The organism is Microbulbifer maximicatervae (SeqCode) (genome assembly GCF_052467695.1).
Genome location: NZ_CP174320.1, coordinates 4,226,896 through 4,248,267 on the forward strand (window position 1 = coordinate 4,226,896; position 21,372 = coordinate 4,248,267).

General features: G+C 43.5%; 17 protein-coding genes. 6 read left to right on the plus strand and 11 right to left on the minus strand.

Going from position 1 to position 21,372, the window contains the following annotated elements; all coding sequences use genetic code 11:
• Nucleotides 1-49: 49 nt before the first annotated feature.
• From ACJJI8_RS18515 to ACJJI8_RS18540, 6 genes are all read right to left on the minus strand, one after another.
• On the minus strand, nucleotides 50-1,666 hold the full coding sequence (locus tag ACJJI8_RS18515) for a M56 family metallopeptidase (protein WP_444933315.1): 1,617 nt from the start codon (nucleotides 1,664-1,666) through the stop codon (nucleotides 50-52).
• On the minus strand, nucleotides 1,659-2,030 hold the full coding sequence (locus ACJJI8_RS18520) for a BlaI/MecI/CopY family transcriptional regulator (RefSeq protein ID WP_413662093.1): 372 nt from the start codon (nucleotides 2,028-2,030) through the stop codon (nucleotides 1,659-1,661). Before ACJJI8_RS18520 ends, ACJJI8_RS18515 begins: the two co-directional genes overlap by 8 nt.
• A gap of 499 nt (nucleotides 2,031-2,529) precedes the next feature.
• On the minus strand, nucleotides 2,530-3,504 hold the full coding sequence (locus ACJJI8_RS18525; protein ID WP_444933316.1) for a DUF3592 domain-containing protein: 975 nt from the start codon (nucleotides 3,502-3,504) through the stop codon (nucleotides 2,530-2,532).
• A 255-nt stretch (nucleotides 3,505-3,759) separates the two neighbouring features.
• The gene (locus tag ACJJI8_RS18530) at nucleotides 3,760-5,190 is read right to left on the minus strand and encodes an aldehyde dehydrogenase family protein (RefSeq protein WP_444933317.1); all 1,431 of its coding nucleotides are present in this window, start codon (nucleotides 5,188-5,190) and stop codon (nucleotides 3,760-3,762) included.
• 253 nt (nucleotides 5,191-5,443) lie between these two features.
• The gene (locus ACJJI8_RS18535) at nucleotides 5,444-7,153 is read right to left on the minus strand and encodes an alkaline phosphatase D family protein (RefSeq protein WP_444933318.1); all 1,710 of its coding nucleotides are present in this window, start codon (nucleotides 7,151-7,153) and stop codon (nucleotides 5,444-5,446) included.
• A 213-nt stretch (nucleotides 7,154-7,366) separates the two neighbouring features.
• Nucleotides 7,367-7,933, minus strand: coding sequence for a DUF1993 domain-containing protein (locus ACJJI8_RS18540; protein ID WP_444933319.1), 567 nt, complete (start codon nucleotides 7,931-7,933; stop codon nucleotides 7,367-7,369).
• A gap of 148 nt (nucleotides 7,934-8,081) precedes the next feature.
• On the opposite strand from ACJJI8_RS18540, the gene ACJJI8_RS18545 reads away from it, so the two are divergent.
• The gene (locus ACJJI8_RS18545) at nucleotides 8,082-8,549 is read left to right on the plus strand and encodes an allophanate hydrolase-related protein (protein ID WP_444933320.1); all 468 of its coding nucleotides are present in this window, start codon (nucleotides 8,082-8,084) and stop codon (nucleotides 8,547-8,549) included.
• Nucleotides 8,550-8,583: 34 nt separating this feature from the next.
• On the plus strand, nucleotides 8,584-8,976 hold the full coding sequence (locus ACJJI8_RS18550) for an allophanate hydrolase-related protein (protein ID WP_444933321.1): 393 nt from the start codon (nucleotides 8,584-8,586) through the stop codon (nucleotides 8,974-8,976).
• 326 nt (nucleotides 8,977-9,302) lie between these two features.
• Here the strand turns inward: ACJJI8_RS18550 and ACJJI8_RS18555 are convergent, their stop codons facing one another.
• Nucleotides 9,303-10,190, minus strand: coding sequence for an SMP-30/gluconolactonase/LRE family protein (locus ACJJI8_RS18555; RefSeq protein WP_444933322.1), 888 nt, complete (start codon nucleotides 10,188-10,190; stop codon nucleotides 9,303-9,305).
• A gap of 74 nt (nucleotides 10,191-10,264) precedes the next feature.
• Nucleotides 10,265-11,110, minus strand: a complete 846-nt coding sequence (locus ACJJI8_RS18560; protein WP_444933323.1) for an alpha/beta hydrolase family protein — start codon at nucleotides 11,108-11,110, stop codon at nucleotides 10,265-10,267.
• A gap of 548 nt (nucleotides 11,111-11,658) precedes the next feature.
• Here ACJJI8_RS18560 and ACJJI8_RS18565 point away from each other — a divergent pair.
• Nucleotides 11,659-12,531, plus strand: a complete 873-nt coding sequence (locus ACJJI8_RS18565; protein WP_444933324.1) for a glycosyltransferase family 2 protein — start codon at nucleotides 11,659-11,661, stop codon at nucleotides 12,529-12,531.
• 63 nt (nucleotides 12,532-12,594) lie between these two features.
• Here ACJJI8_RS18565 and ACJJI8_RS18570 read toward each other — a convergent pair whose 3' ends face one another.
• The gene (locus ACJJI8_RS18570; protein WP_444917254.1) at nucleotides 12,595-13,740 is read right to left on the minus strand and encodes a hypothetical protein; all 1,146 of its coding nucleotides are present in this window, start codon (nucleotides 13,738-13,740) and stop codon (nucleotides 12,595-12,597) included.
• A 100-nt stretch (nucleotides 13,741-13,840) separates the two neighbouring features.
• Here ACJJI8_RS18570 and ACJJI8_RS18575 point away from each other — a divergent pair, with 100 nt between their 5' ends.
• The gene (locus ACJJI8_RS18575; RefSeq protein WP_444932661.1) at nucleotides 13,841-14,791 is read left to right on the plus strand and encodes an IS5 family transposase; all 951 of its coding nucleotides are present in this window, start codon (nucleotides 13,841-13,843) and stop codon (nucleotides 14,789-14,791) included.
• A gap of 970 nt (nucleotides 14,792-15,761) precedes the next feature.
• Here the strand turns inward: ACJJI8_RS18575 and ACJJI8_RS18580 are convergent.
• A complete protein-coding gene (locus ACJJI8_RS18580; protein WP_444933325.1) occupies nucleotides 15,762-16,457 on the minus strand; it encodes a YopT-type cysteine protease domain-containing protein in 696 nt (231 codons plus the stop codon).
• Nucleotides 16,458-17,084: 627 nt separating this feature from the next.
• Between ACJJI8_RS18580 and ACJJI8_RS18585 the strand changes: the two genes are divergently transcribed.
• The gene (locus ACJJI8_RS18585) at nucleotides 17,085-17,915 is read left to right on the plus strand and encodes a sulfite exporter TauE/SafE family protein (protein WP_444933326.1); all 831 of its coding nucleotides are present in this window, start codon (nucleotides 17,085-17,087) and stop codon (nucleotides 17,913-17,915) included.
• A gap of 700 nt (nucleotides 17,916-18,615) precedes the next feature.
• Here the strand turns inward: ACJJI8_RS18585 and ltrA are convergent.
• Nucleotides 18,616-19,914, minus strand: coding sequence for a group II intron reverse transcriptase/maturase (ltrA, locus tag ACJJI8_RS18590; RefSeq protein WP_444932862.1), 1,299 nt, complete (start codon nucleotides 19,912-19,914; stop codon nucleotides 18,616-18,618).
• A 720-nt stretch (nucleotides 19,915-20,634) separates the two neighbouring features.
• On the opposite strand from ltrA, the gene csrA reads away from it, so the two are divergent.
• A complete protein-coding gene (csrA, locus tag ACJJI8_RS18595) occupies nucleotides 20,635-20,808 on the plus strand; it encodes a carbon storage regulator CsrA (RefSeq protein WP_444897449.1) in 174 nt (57 codons plus the stop codon).
• Nucleotides 20,809-21,372: the final 564 nt, after the last annotated feature.

Consider the following 21,372-nt stretch of genomic DNA (forward strand, 5'->3'; position numbering starts at 1 on the left):
CTGCAGTTAAACATTTAGGTTTCGCCACCAAACTACAAAGTGACAAACCCTATCTCTGCACCATCTGAATTGAGGGCTGCCACTTGAGCTTTACTCTAACTCCTTCAACAGTTGAAGATGTTTGATTGCTGAAGACATAGAGCTCAGAGACCTGCTGAGCTTCCTCCATAAATAAATCTCTGTATTGGTCCTGAACTTCCAAGTCAATGACCCGGACATTAAATGGAATTCCACTGGAATTAACATCAAACTCCACGGTAGCTTCCGCACTCACACCCATCATTTCCAACTCCTTAGAAGGGTAGCGGGGAAAATGGGATTTAATCGCATATAAAGACTGGTCAATATTAAAGCTATGCGTTGCCTCGGAGTCAGGAATAGAGTAAGGCAGTAATTTTATATCTCTTTTCGGCATCTTCTTTAGGGCTTCATCACGAGCCTCAGCAGATGTACCGACGCCTGCATAGTGATAACGAACAATGTATTTAACATCTTCGACAAGCTTACCCTTTGTCTGGAATGCTGCATTCTTAACGAGGAAGGTTGCATTTTCAACAAACTGATCCTCAAATCCCCCGGAAGTCACAACCTGCAAAGCTTTAATATTCGAAACTTCCCCATCCTCGGCTACATTAAATTGCAGTAATACTTCCCCCTGTACTCCCGCAAAGAATGCTTGACGTGGGGGCTGGCGATATAGTGAGGAAAAGGTTCCCAAGCTCTGCAAACTTGATTTCTCTCCCGCCACAGCTTGCCCCCAGACTATCGACAAGCACCCGACCAACAGACAAAATCCCTTAGTTGTAATATTGAGTATTTTAGAAGGTATAAACTTGTTCTTCATTCTTTCAATCCTTGTAATCATTGTTCTTTTATCTCCATAATGTGACTGAAGAATACCAAAATCAGTCTTCAACTCATTGGTTATCACCATAGTTTTGGCATATTCCAAACGGTCAGATTTTACTGCATTCGCAAGCACAATCTCGTCACATGAACACTCTTTAAATAAGCGAAATCTATATAGCAGAACCCATGCCAGCGGATTTATCCAAAATGTAATAACCACAATTAAAGCTAACAAATTCCATAAGTTGTCGTATCTTTTTGCATGCACCTCCTCGTGTGAAAAAATTAATGACAACTGCCTATTACTGTAAATTTGATCATAGTTCTCAGGCAGCACTATTTTCGGTGAAACAAAACCAATCAAGATAGGACTTGATATCTTCCTGGATGTGAAAAATTTTTCTCTACAATTTTCTTCAGAAGAAAAGCCTGAGCGTGGCGCCAAGGGTAAAAAGCTAACTTTCAGAAAGCTTATTACCAGTATGAACAAAAGAAATACAAACCCAGACCACCAGACAGTGCCTATCCAATCAAACGAGCGAGCTTCAGATGCCGGGTTCAACACCTCAGACACTGAGTCAGTGACATTACTATAACCACTGCTGACGGCTTGAATTGTTGGTGTCGCTTGCTCGAACTCTAAATTAAAAGTATCAGAGGCTGACAAATTGGCTAACACTAAGCATACTGGGATCAGCAAATACAGCTTGTATACAAAAACAGAACCAAGACGTTTACTAAGAAACTGATCACCAAGTAACACTAGAATTGCTAGAAAAGAGAAAAAAAGTTGCTGCTGAAACACCCAGCTACTCATTTTCCTGCTCCCAGTTTCTAATTAACTCCTTTAATTCCTCAATATCATCTCGTTTAAGTTCACCACTGGAGGCAAATCCAGAAAAGAAAAGAGATACCCGCCCTTCAAACAAGCGGTCCAGAATACTCCGACCTTGCTTTAACTGATACTCCCCCCTCTCAATGCAAGGTGAATACAAATAACCTCTATCTGCTTTTTCAAAAGAAAGGGCGCCTTTCTTAACTAAACGGCTGATTAAAGACCTAACCGTTTTCTCTTGCCATGACTTGCGCGAATGCAACCTCTGATACAGCTCCCGCGCCGTAGCAGGCGCCCCTTGCCACATCGCCTCCATAACTTCGAACTCAGCATCGGTAATCTCCATTTACGCTCCTTGATTACATTTGTAGTCCAGTGACTACAAATGTAATCCAAGTACCCAAACCCTGTAAAGCGATCTTTTGAAAATAATTCCCAAAGATCACACAAAGTTAAACTTAACTTTCTATTAAACGAAATGATTATCCTAATAACTACCTAAGGACAACAAAGGTAAATTTCTACATTGGGACCAAATAGGTGTGAGGTCATAAAATTATTGAGTTTGCCCCCCTTGATGTATCTAGCCATTGATAGTAACGGCGCTCTGGTGTCGCTTTATTCCCTCTAAATAGTTGCACCGTGTTCAGAGGACGCTAATTTGAAAACTGGAAGCTCATATTCCCTTTCAAAGTAATCGCCACGGATTTCCCCGCTGACATTTAGGTACCAATATTCTCTATCCCCACAATAAACACTGGTACTAGATTCAGGTAAGCCCTCTGGGATATCAAAACTAAAATAGATCCTATTCCCCACAGCAGTAGCCTTTAGATTACCCTGTATCATTTTTCCCAATTCACATACTCACGTTTTCTAGCATCTTTTCCCCTCCCCTCTGTTACACACGCGAACTGCTTTAATTTGATACGAATAGATTTATCGGTTAGCTCTAGTAGTGGAGGAAATTGGATATACCCGGAAACCTTACCTCCTATACGGCCAGGAAATGGCCGCATAACAATAGGCACCCTTCCAATTGCCTTATATCTAGACCAATTAATGATTGGCACAAATATAAATAAGCAACTGACAACACCTAATATCAAAGTTATTAGCCAGTCAGAATTCCAGTTCGATAGAAACGTCAACCCTATAAAAATAAAGATCAACCCAAGCAAGAATACTAATACTCCGCCCCACAGTTGTTTTTTAAGGATTACTCTGGTTTCATATATTATACCTTCAGAACTCCACTTGTTTTTTGCCAACCATGGTTTTCTCTCAATTAACTTAGGATTCTGCTCTTGCTCCTGAAGAGTATATATTCTAAGAACAACTACTCCGATAAGAATAAAGATAAAGCACACTGATCCTGGAACAATAACCTCTGACCATCGCAACCCCCTGTCCAACACAGAGTCATAGGGATCATTTGGGTTATACCAGCCACTAAACGTGCGTTTCTGCTTCTTATACTTCTGAAGTTTGTCATACATGATTTCATGGTAGTAACCTCCTGCAGAATCATCAGACTCTGAATGTATATCAACTCGATTGCCCCAGTAGGTTTTACCGTTTATATAATATTCATAACTGGCAACAACCTGGCGATAGGTACTGTGCCCATCCTGATAAACCTCTAAATCTATATCAAGAATTTGAGCGTCCATCGGAAACCAGGTTGACGTCCTAATTTTGTCAACTATTGGTGAAAGCACCCATAGATATAAACAGGCACAACATAGAGTTTGATAGGTAATAAAATATAATAAAGACTTCGGTGATATCTTAGCTTTATTTTTTATCCGGTCATCCATGAAAAAACACCTAAAACAACTTCAATCACTACTGGAGGCCGTCAACTCAATTTATCTAGTGCCGTAAAAGAAACTTAAAAAATAGCGAAATAATTAGCAAAATAATAAAGGCTGAGTCTAAACATAAACAGCGGATTAATTATTATATACAAAAATAATTGCTGTATAGTATCACAATCAAGACACGTCAGATATGAGGTCTAACTTATCGCTTTCCTCTGTGAGTAACATCTCAATTTAAAAAATTCTTAGGTCCTACCCTGGAGTTCGCACCACCATCAACCGCTCCTCGGTCATATCCGCAATAGCCCAGCGTACCCCTTCCCGACCAAGACCCGAATCCTTAACACCACCATAGGGCATATTATCTACCCGCCAGCTGGGTACATCACCAATAACCACACCACCCACTTCCAAGGTATCCCAGGCTTGCTGGGCTTTGTAAAGGTCACGAGTGAATATGCCAGCCTGCAGACCAAAGGCACTGTCATTCACCTTGTCTAAAACATCATCAAAGCTATCGAAAGGCTCCAGAATTGCAACTGGGCCAAATGCCTCCTGCTGTACAATGGAGCAGTCATGGGGCACGTTTTCCAATAGCGTTGGATCAAGCATGGCGCCATCTCGTGTACCTCCACAAAGCAGGGTTCCCCCGGCTTGAACCCCCTCTTCCACCCAGGTATGCAAGCGCGTAGCCTCTCCCTCAGAAATCATTGGGCCAATAAATGTATCTTCTGATCGAGGATCGCCTTTCTTAAGCTTTTTAGTACGCTCAACCAGACGTCGCTTCAGGTCTTCGTATAGACTGCAATGTCCATAGATCCTCTGGACGCCGATACAGCTTTGGCCCGACTGATAGAAAGCACCGAAAATCAGCCTCTCTACAGCATCATCAAGATCTGTATCCCGATCGATAACGCAGGCTGCATTACCTCCCAACTCCAAAACCACTTTCTTTCGCCCCGCCCTGGCCTTTAGGTCCCAGCCCACCGCCGGTGAGCCAGTAAAGCTCAGCAGCTTAAATCGATCATCCACCGTAAACAGCTCTGCTCCCTCTCTATGGCAGGGCAATACAGAAAAGGCACCTTTCGGCAGCTGTGTTTCGGCCAGAACTTCAGCGATAATCAATGCCCCTATGGGCGTGCGGCTTGCAGGTTTCAGTACAAAGGGGCATCCAGCAGCGATGGCAGGCGCCACCTTGTGAGCAGCAAGATTCAAAGGGAAATTGAACGGCGATATAAATGAGCATGCGCCCACCGGTACTCGCCGGATATATCCACGGTAGCCCCGTGAGCGCTTGGATATCTCAAGATTGATAATCTCACCATTGATACGCACTGCCTCTTCAGCGGCCACATGAAATGTATCGATTAGACGCAGCACCTCGCCCCGCGAATCATGAATCGGCTTACCAGCTTCAATACACAGCGCTTCGGCCAGCTCTTCAAACCTTTCACGAAAACGTACAACACAATGCTGTAAAACTTCCTGGCGGGTGTAAGACGGCAAATTAGCCATCGGTTTTTCTGCCAAAAGCGCCCAGTCGATGGCACTGTCAATAACCTTGGCATCAGCCATTGCAACCCGGGTAGCTACTTTCCCTGAATACTTGTCAGTAACTTCCAGATCGGTGTTGGCATGCACTGCTTCATTGGCCAGGTAGTAAGGGTAAGATTCTTGCAGCAAAGTAATATCCTTTTACTTGATGTCTTGATCTATCAAGAGCGCCCCAACGCCAGATACAGCATTGTGCCCATCGTCGGGTATAGATGACCCGCAGGCATATATCAAATGCGTGTTCATTGGCTTATTAGTTTTGCTACCGGGGAAGGGCTTTCTTACTTGTACAAGCTAGATATGATGAAGAAGGAATCGAAATAGTGGAATCTTGTGAAGTTGGGGGCAAGCGCCCCACAACTTCATATTGACTGAGAACCAGCTACTTTTCGGTTAACCACATGCCAACAGGCTCATAATTAAACTTCTTATATACCGCTTTTTCGGTATCCGGGTTATCACTCTTCTTATCGATGTTGTATACGGTCCAGTTTAATTCATTGACATTGAATTCGATCACTGCATATCCATAGATATTACTAACAAAATCTTTGATATGTGGGTTATTGGCCTGAACCCCGCCATTTAGCAGTGATGTAAACACACTGCCAACATCAATACCTTTCTCAATCGTATCGTTCATATTGGGAGAAGATATGGAAGGGGTCATCAGCTCAACGCCGACCAGGTTGTCGTAGTCCCAATTGCTAATTTTGCTGAAATCAACTTTCAGGTATGAAGCGATACTGGAGTGGAGGTCCCCTGTCAGCACTACAAAGTTATCGACATTGCTGTCCTTAACAGATGACAGGATTTTTTCCCGCTCCCACTGGTAACCATCCCAGGCATCGTAATTGGCGTACACAAGCGAACGCCCCAGGATAGTACCAGCCAATTGTGCCAGCAAAGTCTGATTCCCCCACACTTTCCAGCGGGCACTGGAGTTAACAACTCCATCAATCAGCCAATCCCTCTGAGTCTTACCCAGCATGGTTTGGGTATCTTCTTCATAATCTGTGCACCAGTAGTTTTCCCAAGCTGTACCATCCTTGCACGGCTCCTTGGTTCTATAGGTGCGGCTATCCGTCATATACAGATCAACCAAGTCACCGAACTGGAAAGAACGATAAATCTGTAAGTAGTCAAAAGCGTGGCTTGCGGATTCATCGACTTTTACCCGTGCAGGGACATATTCAATCCAGGCCTGCTGAGCATCGCGACGCAACTGGCGCAGCTGGTCAGGGTTGTTATCGCCGGTCTGGTAGGGATGAGATGGCACACCCAGAGTATCCCGCTCGTAATCCCAGTAAGCATTGTCTGCAGTTTCATGATCATCCCAGGTGATGATAAATGAGTGCATTTCCATCGCTCGCTGCAGGTTCTTGTCCTTGCGATACTCTCTGTAAATATGACGATAGTCCTCAAGATCCATCGCAACAGAGCCGCCAGAAGGCAGCGAGAGTGAATGCACTATCGAGCTTTCAAAGCCCTCGTACTGGGCATATTCATAGATAAAGTCACCCAAATGCAGTACGCAATGTACATCTTCGTCCGCGATATGGTTGTAGGCGTTGTAATAACCGGTGGTGTAATCCTGACAGGTAACCACAGCCATCTTTAGATTCTCTAGGCTACCGGTAGGCAGTGTGTGACAACGCCCAACGCGGCTACTGACAGTCCCGTATTTGAAGCGGTAATAGTAACGTTGGTCAGAAGATAAGTAGCCTTCCAGGTCGATGTTAACGGTGTAATCACGGTCTGCAGTGATATCACTAGCATTAATCTCAGCACTTAGAATTGGCTGGGTAAATTCCTCATCCAGTGCGACATCTACATACAAAGACTGACCCGCGATATAAGAATCAGGGTTAATATGCGTCCAAAGGACCACTCCAGTTTGACTGGGATCTCCCGAGGCTACTGATAAATCAAAAACAATTCCGTCGTTATCAATTTGATCAGCAAATGTGGTGCCACCCAGTACAAAACGTGCATAGGTTTCACTATCAGTGTCCGCGAGAGAACGGACCGTAAAGGGGGTCAAAAGTGCAACACCCATGGCCTGGACAAAGGTTCGGCGGGAGATGGTCATAAATAAACTTCCTGTTATCGTACGCATGAAGAATCGGAAAGGGAGCGGATTCTATAGAAGAACGTACCAACAAAGAAGTTTGACTTTTTATCTAGTAATCTCTTTTTCTCTTGAAATTAATATTTATGGAGTTAATATACAAAAGACAGATTAAGGGAAGCAAAATCCCCCTCTCCATCAGCTATAAATATGAAAACTTAGCGTTGTTAACCATTAGCAATCTGAAATCATCTCTGGCCTGAGATAAGCAAAAGCGTGCTGTACATAGTCGGCTTTACCTAAGGAAACACCTTGGGCTCTCAAGATTGCATAGGCCGTGTTGATATGGAAATAAAATTGAGGTAGCGCCCAGTCCCTGGCATATTGCTCATTAGTCATATCGAAATTCATCCCATTCGGGAGCTTAATCGTCACAGGCTCATCCACTGCTACCATCACTGCTTCTGGCGTAACGCTTCTTAAAAATACCAGTGCCTCTCGAATTCGCTCTTGAGCTTCGGAAATAAATCCGGGGTTTTCACCAGCTCCCTGCCCTTCACTAGCCAACTGCTCCAGAAAATCTGGAAGCGCACACCGCTTCAATCGAAATATTGCTTCTTGCGCCTGTAAACAACTAAACCGCACTTGGGATGATAAGGGAAACATATCTGGGGCAAGCCTCGCTTTAAGGAGGGCTTCAGACTCATCTTCTGGAAATTCTGTTTTTGCCTTATCCAACCAACTAGAAAGTGCTTCCAATAGTTGTATATACGTAGGTAACAACAAATCTGTCAGGTTCATAATATGTTTCCACTGGTTTTTATTGATAAGCGACAAAATATATCTCTGGTACCATTCTAAAATAATAAGGAAGGCACAAGCATAATTTAGTGTCTTCTCGCCTCCATATCTAAGCTAAATTCATAAGGCGTCAACTCGAGATAAATAAATGCTCAGGATACTCAAATATATTGCTGCTAGTTTAATGGTATTGGTGCCACTAGCGAATGCAGAATCTATTGACGTCGCAGTTAATGGCACGCTAATGCGTGGATTCGCCCTCGAAAAACATATGCTTAAAAATCACGCCACTTTTGTACGAGAGGCTAAAACGGCGTCGATCTATCGCATGTGGTCAATTGGAGACAAATACCCCGCAATGGAAAGAGTTCTCAACGGCGGCACATGGATTACACTGGAGATCTGGTCGATTCCGCAAGCCAACTTGGTCAATCTATTAGAGGAGGAGGCCAAAGGGTTAGTTTTAGGTAAAGTTGCTTTAGCGGATGGAACACAAGTATTAGGCATACTGGGTGAAAACTATATTGTCCAAAACCAGAAAGATATATCCAAGTGGCATGGCTGGCGAGCCTATGCTGAGAGTATGGGTATGAGTAGTAATAAAACCGGTCAGTAGCACTAATATCAAATATTTGATTTAGACAATCGAAATGAGTACACACACAGAAGTCGCAGTAAATGGACCATTGATGCGTGGCCTGGCCTTAGATAAAAACTTAATACAAAACAATGCAACATTTGTCAGGGAGGCTAAAACAGAAGCCATTTACCGGATGTGGGCAATCAAAGGCGAATATCCTTCGATGCAGAGAGTGCGTACTGGTGGAACATGGTTCAACATTGAAATTTGGTCCTTACCCAAGGCCAGTTTAATTGAAGTGCTTAATTTAGAGGCGACGGGACTAACTTTGGGTAAAGTAGTCTTAGAAAATGGCGGGCAAGTTTTAGGAATATTAGGAGAAAACTATTTAACTCAGCAACAAGAAGATATTTCCCGATTTCATGGATGGCGCAACTATATACAACAGAAATCTAAAAACTGACGTTGAAGCTACTTTTATTTAATCCTAAACAATATCATTAGGGAGCCTCTGAATAATTCCGTGATGTCTCTGGCTTGCAGAGCGGTTCACAATCAAGGCGCGACTTCGCAGGAATGTCTAGACCTTTCAAGAAGTTGCAACGCGGAGTGTGAATCGCTCTGAAAGCCCCATAGGGCGGGCCTTGAAGGCCACAACTGCTGCGTTGCAGCTCTTGCAAAGGGCTACGGCCATTCACTGCGAGCTGCGCCTAACATCTGCAGCCTTCAAGGCCCGCAGAGATATTACGGAATTATTCAGAGGCTCCTTAGCTAAACAATCCACTCAGTCTATATCTTTGGGCGGTATAGCTGCCTACCACGGCACGGTATTCCTACCCACTCTAAGCACCCTGCATCCAGAATCGTTACTACCGCCCCACCTCTCGAGTCTTCGCAAAAGGCTATATTCGTGGGTCGCTTACCACAGGTGGGTATACGTTCGGCCACCCTTCCCCCACCATCAAGAACGGTCACGTCACCTTGACCAAAAACTGCACAATATAATCGCCCGTCACTACCGAAAGCCATCCCATCTGGCCCGACAAATCCCTCTGGCGCCCCAACAACCACATTGCCGAAAAGCTCCCGTTTGGGGTGCGTTAACGAAGCGAGATCGTAGCGGTAGATATTGCCGCTAATAGTCTCCCCTACATACAGCTGGCCCCGATCATCAATGGCAATACCGTTGGGAAAACGCAATCCGGAATCAAGCTGTCGCAACACATCTCCATTGCGAGGATCTATCTCTAATACCTGTCCATCGTAGCGACAAGATCGGCAATCAGCTCGAATCACCTGCCCCTGAACAAAAATATCCGGGTCAATCCCGGAGTCTGTTATGTAAAGTAAGCCATTTTCACCAAAAACCAGATCATTGGGCCATAAGTAGGGCTGATCTTCTGGTCCGTCATAAGATTCGATAAGATCCCCATTTAGCCCCATGCGAACAAGCTGCTTACCCCCTCCATCTGCAATCCATAAATTGTCATACCCATCGATTGCCATGCCATTAGGACGCCGAGCAGGATAGCCTATTTGTTGATATTGACCCTGCAAGTCAATACGGCTTATACAGTGCCGTCCAGATGCCATTTCAGTGACATAAATGCGGCCATCAGGCAGACAGACGGGCCCTTCTGGTTCTTGTAAGCCTCTACACAGTACTTGTCTTTCCATGCTAACGACCACAGACTCGAGTTGCTTAAAAAGGCATCATTTGTGATACGAGGACGTATCAACGCCAGGAGGGACTAGTCCAGCCAACCTAATACGTTCCGCCAAAGACTCTCCTTGAACTCCTTTCGGAAAAAACCAAAGTGGCCTATTGATGTATTTCCAATAGAGCTGGTTTGAATAACCTCAATATCTGTATTTGCATTAGAGTAAAAATCTCGCAATGCACAGACAGCCTTCTCTGGTGCAAAGTCCTTATCGTCATCTATTAGCAGGAACTTCATATCACACTGCAAGCGCTCGAATCCCTCACGAATCGGCAGACCATGCTGATCGACAACATAATCCTTATGTCGAGCCCAGAAAGCCCATTCACGAGCTATTCCTGCAGGTAGGTTCTCTCCACCCCAAAGTACTCCAGGCACCCATCCCAAAACATTCGATAGCAAAGGAAATGCGCAGTACCATCCGAATAATAGCTTTGGCTGATACCTTGCATCCCAATGCCCCCAATAGCCGCTCTGAGAAGAAACACAATACACACTCTCAAATCGGGTGTTATTTGATGCAAGACCTACAATTTGACCACCGACACTATGGCAAATGCAGTGCCACTCCAAGCTTTTAGCTCGTTTGCTACACCAGTCAATCACTGCCGCCAAATCTCTCTCCCCCCAGGCTCTTAAGGTCAACCGTTTGTCCCTTTGACTCTCGATAGCGGACTTACCGATACCTCGGTAATCATAAGTAAGAACCAAATAGCCATTCCGGGCTAAGAAACAAGCAAAATCCCGATAGTAGCTCTGCTTAACCGCCATAGCAGAATTAATAATGATGCCGGCTTTGGGCACCTCACTCGGCGAGAATAGCCTTGCACCAAGCACTATCCCATCGTTAGTGGGGATTTGCTGAGCCTCAATCATTTACTCAAAGGTTCCCCCGTGTAATTCAACACAAACTGTTGGGTAAGTTAAAATTCCACCCAATACATCCGGTCTATCGCATGAGATGTAATTAACAAGCTGATCCCTAACAGGTATTTCCTCCTTCCAAGAGCAATAAATTGACTTGAATATTCACTTCTCGACATTTACCACTCCCTAAAGACTAGAGCAAGTTAAAAGCCTTAATTATATCGCCCTATATAATGAGATTCGATGTTCCAGTTTATGAATTGAAAGGAGGTAGCTTTACCAAGAAGTCAAATAACATGGCAGACTATTTCTCTAGCTTTCCACTACCTCACCTGCAAATGTCCAAGTGAGCTGCACAAAGATATATCCTGCCAATAACCCTCATATTCACTATCAAAAGTGCTAAAACTTATAAGTACTCTAAAATGCAAGGATCAGGTTTGATAGCCGATCAATCCAGTCGCCAAGTTAAGGGGATTCGATTTATCGCTTACCTTATATTCCACCTGATTCACTTAAAATGATTTTGAGCTATAGACAACAGGAAGTTTTGGTGCATGTCCGATCGATTCAGTATTATTATGCCATGCTACAATGATTCTGACCTTCTGTATAACCTATTACAAGGCTACACTTTACAAACCTATCCAAAGGAAAATTTTGAAATCATTATTGTCGATAACAACTCAAAAGATCCCAACATCCTGTCATGTTACAACCAGTTTAAGAACCACCTTAGTTTAACTTTACTATTCAGACCTCAATTACCAGACCCATTCGCACTAAACTCGGCGCGAAACTTAGGTGTAAAAATTGCTAGACACGGGTGGTGTATATTTACAGATAGCGACTGTATTCCCGCCCCGAACTATCTGGCAGAGATCCAAAAAATAATCAATGATTATGGGCCTAGCATCTGTATGACCGGGATAAGGGAGTTTATTCACTCTAAAGATATTGTCCCAGCAGAAATGGACAGCGACGGCAAGTACCTTGACGCATGCCCTAGATTTAATAGCCCATCAAATTATGGACTCAGTAAAGATAGGCGCCTAGGGAAAATAGAGCAATTACCGAATACAGAACACCCCTGGGGGCACTTTTATGGATGTAATATGGTATTTAAAAGGCAGGATGTCATTAAAGTTGGTTTTTTTGATGAAAAATACGACGGAACTTGGGGTTACGATGACATAGACCTGGCTTATCGAGTTATCAATGAGCTCAAAGTACAGCCAATTTTTATGAAAGAAGCCATTGTCTACCACCAAGACAACATAAATTTAACAGAGACAATCAATGGCAAGAAGAACAAAATTAAAGATTTGAGCAACCCAAACTATCAATATATCTGCAAGAGAATTTCCGGGTATTATGAGTTTAGCAATCGCGAATTTAAACGATTTGGGCTAACAGCTACTGCAAGCTAACAATTGACTTGAGTGACCAACTTAAATGCGCCTAAATATTATTTTACATTTTTCAAGCATCTATCAGATATCTGATAGTTCAATCTCACTAGAGAAAGATTTCAGAAACAGAACAACCTTATCAAGAGAGAAAATAGCTTCATTAACAGCAACCTCAATATGATAACCATCAGAAGCTTTACTAATAACAAAAACCAGTGCATCTCTTGTGATTGAATAGGTCGCGATACAGTCGACCTCTCGAGCAGGCAAATAACTAAATGTAAAGTCTTCGTTGATACTTGATGTAACTTGTTTCTCTACTTTTAACATATTGAGGAGTACCATTGCATAATATGCAATGTGGTACCTTTTCAATAGGTATATTTGATACCTAGAGAGTTTATTTAGAGAAAAATAGAAACCAGACGCCGTATTTCCTACCCCGGCCAGTCTTTCACCCTGATCCGGAATGTTGTGAATAAACTCTTGGGTAATCAATATGTTTGCTCGCTGCCTTTCGAAAGTACTGACAAAATTATCTATAAAAGATTTCAAGACATTTTCGAAAGATATCTCGCTAGATTCAACTTTAGCTGACACCAATACGATGTCATCGAGATCTCCTTTTATACAACCCTTTTCCTCCAAGAGAAATGGATTTGGCTTGCTCTCCTTCCTATTAAACATTCTCAGACTTAAACCTATAAATATAGCTTGAGCCAGCCCTATAACCCGGTGAAAATTTGAGTATTGCCCATTACCCTTATATATATGCACTATTGAAGAGCAATATGCATCTGACCTTTCCTGATCTTTCTTCAACAAGCAATTGGCATATTTAGAAAAGAGCAGGCCAGTGTAACCGGAAAAAAAGTCATGATTTGCTATAAAGCATACAGATGTGCTATCAAAGTGTATGTAGAAGGGGATCTTTTCAACCTCCAACCTCTTATACAGGGCCTTCCTTCCAACGACACCTGTCAGCTCTTCCCTCAGCGCCTCTATCTTTTCTAAGTAAAAGCGTTTCGGGTGAGGCGCGGTAGTCAATGCAACTAAGTCATAGAGTTTGTCTAGACAATCAGTAATTTCGCGCTGGTCACTTCTAGTGACAACATTTATAAGCAGAGTAGATACACTGCCATAACCTTTTAAGTGCTGCTGGACAAAGCTCTCTGGCGCTTCTATCGGCGTGAATAGTCTGGACAGAAAGTTGGATTTATCAGCCACGATATCACCTTAAAAGGGAGGGTTTGCCACTTAAGGAACCTCTGAATAATTCTGAGTCAATTTGGTAATATTCACCTACCCATCAAGACTACGATGAATCATGCACCAAGTCACCTTTGCCGAAGCAGAATATAAGCTAAAGCGCCGTATAACTCGGCGAGAGAAGTTTCTTTCTCAAATGGAAATCCTCATCCCATGGCAGCGACTAGAAGCTCAGATCACTCCTTGTTACCCACAAGGCAAACGTGGCCGACAGCCATATCCATTGAGTGTCATGCTTCGTATTCATTGCATGCAGCTATTTTACAATCTCAGTGATCCCGCTATGGAAGATGCACTGTATGAAATTGAATCCATGCGTAGTTTTGCTGGATTGACTTTGAGTAGCCCAATTCCCGATGAAACAACGATTCTTAACTTTCGCCACTTACTGGAGCTCAATCAGCTAGGTGCAGCTCTTTTTGATGAAATCAACAAACATCTTGCTGAGAATGGCATGGTACTGCGTGAAGGCACGATTGTAGATGCCACTATTATCTCTGCGCCAACTTCAACTAAGAATGAAAAGAAAGAACGTGATCCGGAAATGCATCAAACAAAGAAAGGCAATCAATGGCATTTTGGGATGAAAATGCATATCGGGGTTGATGATGTGCTCGGAGTAATACATAGCATAGATACAACAGCAGCGAATTCGCATGATGTCACAACCACAGAGCGAGTTCTCCACGGGGAGGAGAAAAGAATCTGGGGAGACTCTGGGTACATTGGTGCGGAGAAACGTGAAGAGTTGAAAGAGCGGGAGGCGGATTGGTATATAGCAATGAAGCCGAGCAAGCTAAAAACTCTTCCAGGGCGTGATGCACTCCGTAAAGCGGAAAAGATCAAGGCGCAGATAAGAGCGAAGGTCGAGCACCCCTTCCGCTACATCAAACAGGTATTTGGTTATGACAAGGTCCGCTATCGGGGACTGGTAAAAAATACTGAGAGGCTGTGCTTACTGGCAGGCTTTACCAACTTATTAATAGGGAGAAAATACTTGGCTACCTAGGGGGGGCGCCTGAAATCCGCCTATTGAGGATTTCAGATGAAAAATTAGGGGACTATTACGCGAAAATTACGCGTTTGAGCGTAATAAAGTGAATTTTTCAAGCAGTGTAGCTTAATTCTAGAAAAATGCTTCGTTGATCAGAGGGTCCTTAAATCGATCACATATCATTTAAATTTGGTCAACTCATCTTATGGCCCCAATTACTTCAAGAGTTTCCTTTTAGTAACTTAGCATAAAGAAGACGTAGAAAAATTTAATACAAGCAGTGACTATCAGCCGACAACTCTTAACACAAATGTGTTTGTCCTGGGATCCGTATCTAAGTAATAATTAAAGCAAACTACACGCCCATAGATTCCTGAAAGAGTTATCGCAAGACGCATATTTAATCAAGTTAATTTATTAAATTTAAAGCTAACGAAGCCTTATCCGATGATAATTTTCACCATCTAGAAAATTGGTATACCAAGCTGCGAAAGTGGGCCTACAACTCTTTAAGATTGCCTTATCCTCACTTAGAGATAATGAAGGGAGCGATCAATATTCAACCTTAGATGGTGAGGCTTTACTGTTACAAGTTTTTAGCCTTACCCTAAGCCAGGCTGAAGCCCCATATTGATGCCAACTCCATAAAGGCTAGGTGGCGCCAATAAAAATCGTGAGATAGCTACACCTTGTTGCTCAAATACTGATTGCCAAGCGTTCATGCTTTTCATCACTTTCATTGTAGTAGCAACATAAATTGAGGTTACTGATCATCAATGGCCTCATACCTTGATATTCAGCGCGCCCCAGTCGCTTCAGTGCCCGCTAAATAGATGTGTGCTCTTCACTATCTTTTAGGTTTCATTTATGGGGATGGCGCTGATTATCAAGGTATAAATATATATTTCTTGAGCTATTGGTGGTTATTATTTTTAATACTATTTTCTGTATTAACAGGCTTTAACGGAAAGACCATTTGTGCAAGTTAGCGATCATTGTGAGCCAACAACTGAAACCCTATCGTTGCGGATGTCCGGTATAATCTGTTGCTGCTATGGTAATTTTCATACCACTTTCGAAACTGTGCAAATTTTAAGAATTTGAACTCACCCGCATTAGGGTCAAAATAATATGTGGTTTTATCTGCAGTGGGCTCAATCCTGAATGCTGTTGCATGTGCCCACTTAGCCCCAGAAAACCTTAACATGCTATAAATTGTTTGTGTCTGCTGGGTAAAGGATTGTTCTGCTTCAATGCCGTCAAACACAATGGAAAATTGTTCTTTTAAAGGGGGATTTCCAACCTTGTCTTTTTGTTTTGAGGCCTTCCCTACATGAGTTATATGCTTGAAGCCTTGAGACTCCAAATACTTTTGGGATTCTTTTATCATTTGGAAACCCTTTAGTGGATCTCCCTCAGTTCCATCTTTAAATTTGAATCGATACATGGAGGCAAAACGTTGAGCAACTACTGCCACTTTCGTTTTGTCAACGTCTCCTCCTGTAGACAATGCATCCTGAAGACCAGATTGAAGCCCCTTACTAATCCAACTTACCGCTAGAGCTTCACAAATTCCGCCCTTAGAATTTGGGTGCTTTTTAAGCATACTATTGTAATTGCCCTGGTTGAAACTCCAAGTTTTCTGACCTCCAAAATTGGAGGCTCCAGCATCATTTGGCATAGTTTGTCCTTACCACAATATTACATATTACATTGCTGATTCTATTTGTGAATCATGCAAAGAATATGAAAGGTAAATTTTGCAATGCTTAAAGCAACCATTATTTGGTGCAATAAGTCGTCTTTGCTCTAGCCTGAAACGTATTTTGAATTATGCAGATAAGGAAACTTCAATTTCCTTTAAGTCCGGACAGGCAAGTATATTTTGTGATCCTGGTAAAATACTGATAGTTATGATTCCCTTGCTTTCTCAGGTCTAACCACACAAATAAACAAGTAAGGTGAATTTCATCAAATGCCAAAAAAAACCAGTGATTTCGATGCCTTTTAGGCTAAACACCGATCAGTGGTAATGAGGCCTGAAAATAAGTAAATAGCTTGCTGATCTAGCTCAAGTGCCAGCTTAATACCGCACCTATACAGTCCAATATAAGCCCCGTCTAGAGCTCAAACTTGACAGGTGCGAATCCTACCGATGCACCTTCCTCCATTTTTTAATGGACGTTCGAATACATTTTTGAATGCGTCAGTTAACTGGATCCCAAAAATCATAAAAAGCAATTTAATGTATCAAACAGCTCGATTCAGTGTGTTTGGTTAGCTTCAAAAGTGACTAGACTATTGCACTATGGAAATGCTATTTGTTTACTTGTTACTCGGCGCCATCGCGGGTACAGCGGCAGGCCTCTTGGGGATTGGTGGGGGCTTGATTATCGTGCCTGCTTTGGTGTTGATTTTTTCTGCCACGGGTATCTCCCCCCAGGTGCTGACCCATATGGCGGTGGGGACCTCGTTAGCGACCATTATCGTGACTTCAGTCAGCTCGGTCTGGGCACATAACGCAAAAGGTGCCGTTGACTGGCGCCTATTCTGGATTATGACTCCAGGGATACTTGTGGGGTCTTGGCTGGGCGGCGTGACAGCAGACTTGTTACCTGGTGCTTGGTTGCAGCTATTGATTGGCGTGTTTGCCATATTTATGTCCGTGCGTATGGGCTTAAGTGGATTGGCCTCGGCAACCTCACAAGAAAATGGCAGTCACTTACCCGGGGCAGCACCCCTGATCTGTTCCGGAGGAGTAATCGGCTGGCTCGCAGCGATCTTTGGTATTGGTGGAGGGGCCTTGGTGGTTCCCTACTTATCGCACTTCGGTACAAAAATGCAGCTCGCTGTCGGAACCTCTGCTGCCTTTGGTCTGCCAATCGCGATTTCTGGTTCAATCAGCTTTGCCGTGCAAGGGTGGGACAATCAGTTACTACCAAAGTGGAGTAGTGGTTATATTTACTGGCCGGCTTTTGTGGGAATTGTACTTACCAGCGTGCTCTTTGCCAGGCTTGGTGCCAGCGTTGCTCACCGAATATCTGCTAAGCGCTTAAAGCTGTGTTTTGCCTTACTGCTTTGTATTATCGGGGTTCGTTTTATCTGGCAAAACTTCAATCTCTTAGCTGGACTAGGCTAGACCTACCCTCTGGATTGTTATTAGCGGATTGGAAGTAAACAGTCTATTCCTCCCAAGCATCTATTATCAGATGCTCGCAATAAACATTCTGGTCTTAAAGGCTCCCGGTCGAATTACTCTTGCCAGCCCTTCAGATTACGCGACTGAAACATCCTTATAGGATATTAGTAATACAATGATTTGTATTTTCCCCCAATACATGCCAACCAAAAATTATGCGTTCAAAGTGGCAAAGATAATTTTTAGCCATTAGTAATCTCTATTTTCAAATTAGAAAATACTTCGATCCAAGTTCAAATTGCCAGCAGGAAATTGAAATTTAAAAAATGAAAGCCCATTAAAATATAGGCACGAAAATAATCTTATTGGATTTTATTAAGTTTGTTTTAGTGTCAAAGCCGCGTAAAATCGATAGATATTTATCAGTACTTGGTTCGCAATTCAGGGGTTTTCTACAGGGCTAATAGTCCAACAGAATCAATCGTTCCAAGATTTTTTATCAAAGCTTCCCCCCCAAAAGGAGAACGGTAAAGTGACATAAGAGAAAAGTAAAAGCGCTGACCCAAGGTGCGCCAACACCAGGGGCCAGCTAACCAAGTTGATATCAGACCTATCAAAGGTCGAGTAGACCAAAGGAACTTCCCCTTCAACCTCTCACAGAACCGTACGTGAACCTCTCAATTCATACGGCTCTTCGTATTCAGCACATTTTCAAGCTTCCCATTCTCCAGTGTGCAAACAAGCCACGCATTTGTTGACGAACCTTTCCAATAAAGACCCAACTCTTAAAACAGCTTCGCTTCAGATGTTTAAACTTCTTCCTGGCCCAACGCATCAGCGTTTGATCAAGATACTTCTGTAGCCGATAAACACCATATCTCCGCCCAAAGTGACCATAGTAGTTCAGCCAACCCTGTATTGCGGGATTAAGTACTTTTGCCATTTCAGATAGTGATCGATCCACCCAGTTTATTACTCGCCATTGCCTGACCTTATCCTTAATCCTCTTGAAGGCCTTAGGACTCATTGAAGGACTAAATGCGGTGAAGATCTGTCCTTGGCGATTCCTTGCTTTTCTGGGACCAAATCGAAACCCCAGAAAGTCAAAGTGGATCACTGGGTGGGAGTCTTTACGATTACTGTTCTTGCAATAGACCTTGCGCGTTTTCTCTGGATGAGCCTCAAGCCCGCAGGTAGTCAGGCGTGCTTTTAGAGCCGCCAGTAAGCGATCCGCTTCCCGGGGATTACGACAATGGTAAACAGCATCATCCGCGTAACGCTCAAAAGGAATATCTCTGTGCGTTCTTACCATCCAGACGTCCAGCGCGTAGTGCAAAAACAAGTTCGCCAACAGTGGGCTGATTACGCCCCCTTGTGGAGTGCCTTGTGTTCGCTCTTCAAGCTGTCCATCCTGATGTTGTACCGGAGCCGTCAACCAGCGCTGCACATAGAGTCTGACCCACCGATGATCATTATGTTTATCCAATGCCTTCAGTAGGAGTTCGTGATTAATATTGTCAAAGAAACCTTTGATATCTAAATCAACTACCCAGATTCTATCCCAGCATCGTTGTCGAGCTCGACGCACTGCGTCTATAGCAGATTTGCCTGGCCGATAGCCGTAGGAGTCAGGGTGAAATACCTTCTCCAATTCTGGCTCCAGCAGTTGCTTAGCCACCATTTGTGCAATGCGATCTTCGATTGTGGGGATACCCAGTGGTCGCAGGCTGCCATCGAGTTTCGGAATATCCACTCGTTTGACGGCTGATGGAAAATAGCTGCCAGATGACATCCGATTCCATAGCTTGTAAAGGTTTTTGACGAGACTCGATTCGTATTGCTCTATCGTTATCTCATCAATCCCCGCTCCGCCGCCATTAGCCTTGATCTGCTTCCACGCTCCCCAAACCGCTCGCTTGGGAATATTGAATGGCTTTGCGCTAATCGTTAATTCCTCCCCATCTGGGTTGATTACACGGTTAGTCGCCGAATACGACAACCCCTTCGCTCCACGTCCATTACAGCCGCTTCTCCACTACTACGGGTTGTTCCGCCCCTGTGACCAGTCTTGGTACTCAACGTCTTGTAGGGCCTCTACTTGACGCTCTTCCTTAACACCTGGACGACAGGTTCTCCTGTTCCACCCAAAAGCCTGTTGTGTGTTCACGCCACCTCTATGCCGGATGCCACTCGGTCGGTAAACAGGTAACCTCCAAGCTTATCCCCGCACTTAGCCAGTGCACGGGTTTTGACATCATCTTGGTAATACGCTTTCGACACCTCATCAGTGGTTCATTTGCATTCGTCTCTACACAACATACCTGACGTATCTCGTACGCCTTTTCCTCAAGCGCTTCTAACCAAAGCTCTTTACTCCGATCACCTTGAGGCGGTTTGTTACCACTTCCTGCAAAGCGATAACGGAGGGCCGACCTCCATCTCCTGGATAGCACGTATTTTTTATTTATAAAAATAAATAAAAAAATACTCAGGACGCACTGGCTGTATGGATAATACGCTAGAAACCCGCTCGTCTTCAATAAAGTTGACTAGACTCAGGAGCTTAGGGTGTTTCATTAGGCTCTGGGAGCGTTACATCCGTATTTTCTTCTTTTATGCCTACCGTTCTCGTGCGCCTCCTAACCCTCCTCCACACACCACTTTCCAGCTTCCCCTCGTGTGGAATCCGCACATAATTTAGCTTCCGAAGGAAATGAGCATGTTGATTTTAAAGCGCCGGACTGGTGAAAACCTGAGAATTGGAACAAATGTTGTAATAACAGTTATTGAAGTAAAAGGCAGTCAAGTGAAGATAGGTATAGATGCACCCAAGTCTCTACCCATTCATCGTGAAGAGATCTATATACGTATCAAGAAGAAACAGAAACCTTAAAGCTATTTATCAGTCGCCGCCTCAACCAAACCACTATTCAGATTTTATACATACGGGCTGGAGATTTTTAGACCTCAGACAAGAATACCGTGTTGCCGAGAGCACAGCGCCTATCTCGGCACAGCCCACTATATCAATCAGGCACTGACCATTTCTGAACCGGAATTTTTTGAGGCTTTGCGCAGACTTTGTGAGATAGTGGGAGCAGTACAGAAAACTTATATTTGGTTCAATAAATGCTGACATCTTAGCGCGGGCTATTGCCGATGCTTCCTCCCCTGCGCACGCTGCAACTTAGTTCAAACCGTTTAATACATTTACCTCCAGCCGCATCAGCTTTAATGGAATTTATTCCAGCAACAGATTAACCCCCTACCCTTTCACTCTTGAAATCCTTATCAAAGCGCTAGCCAGAATTATTGATAAAAACTATAGAGTCAGCAATACCAATTAAGATAACAGTCGCCCTACTTGCCCTTCGACAAAAATTCTAGTGATTCCATGTAAAGCTTCTTCAGATGCTCAAACAGAGGGACTTCACCAGATTTCCTATCAAAATAATGC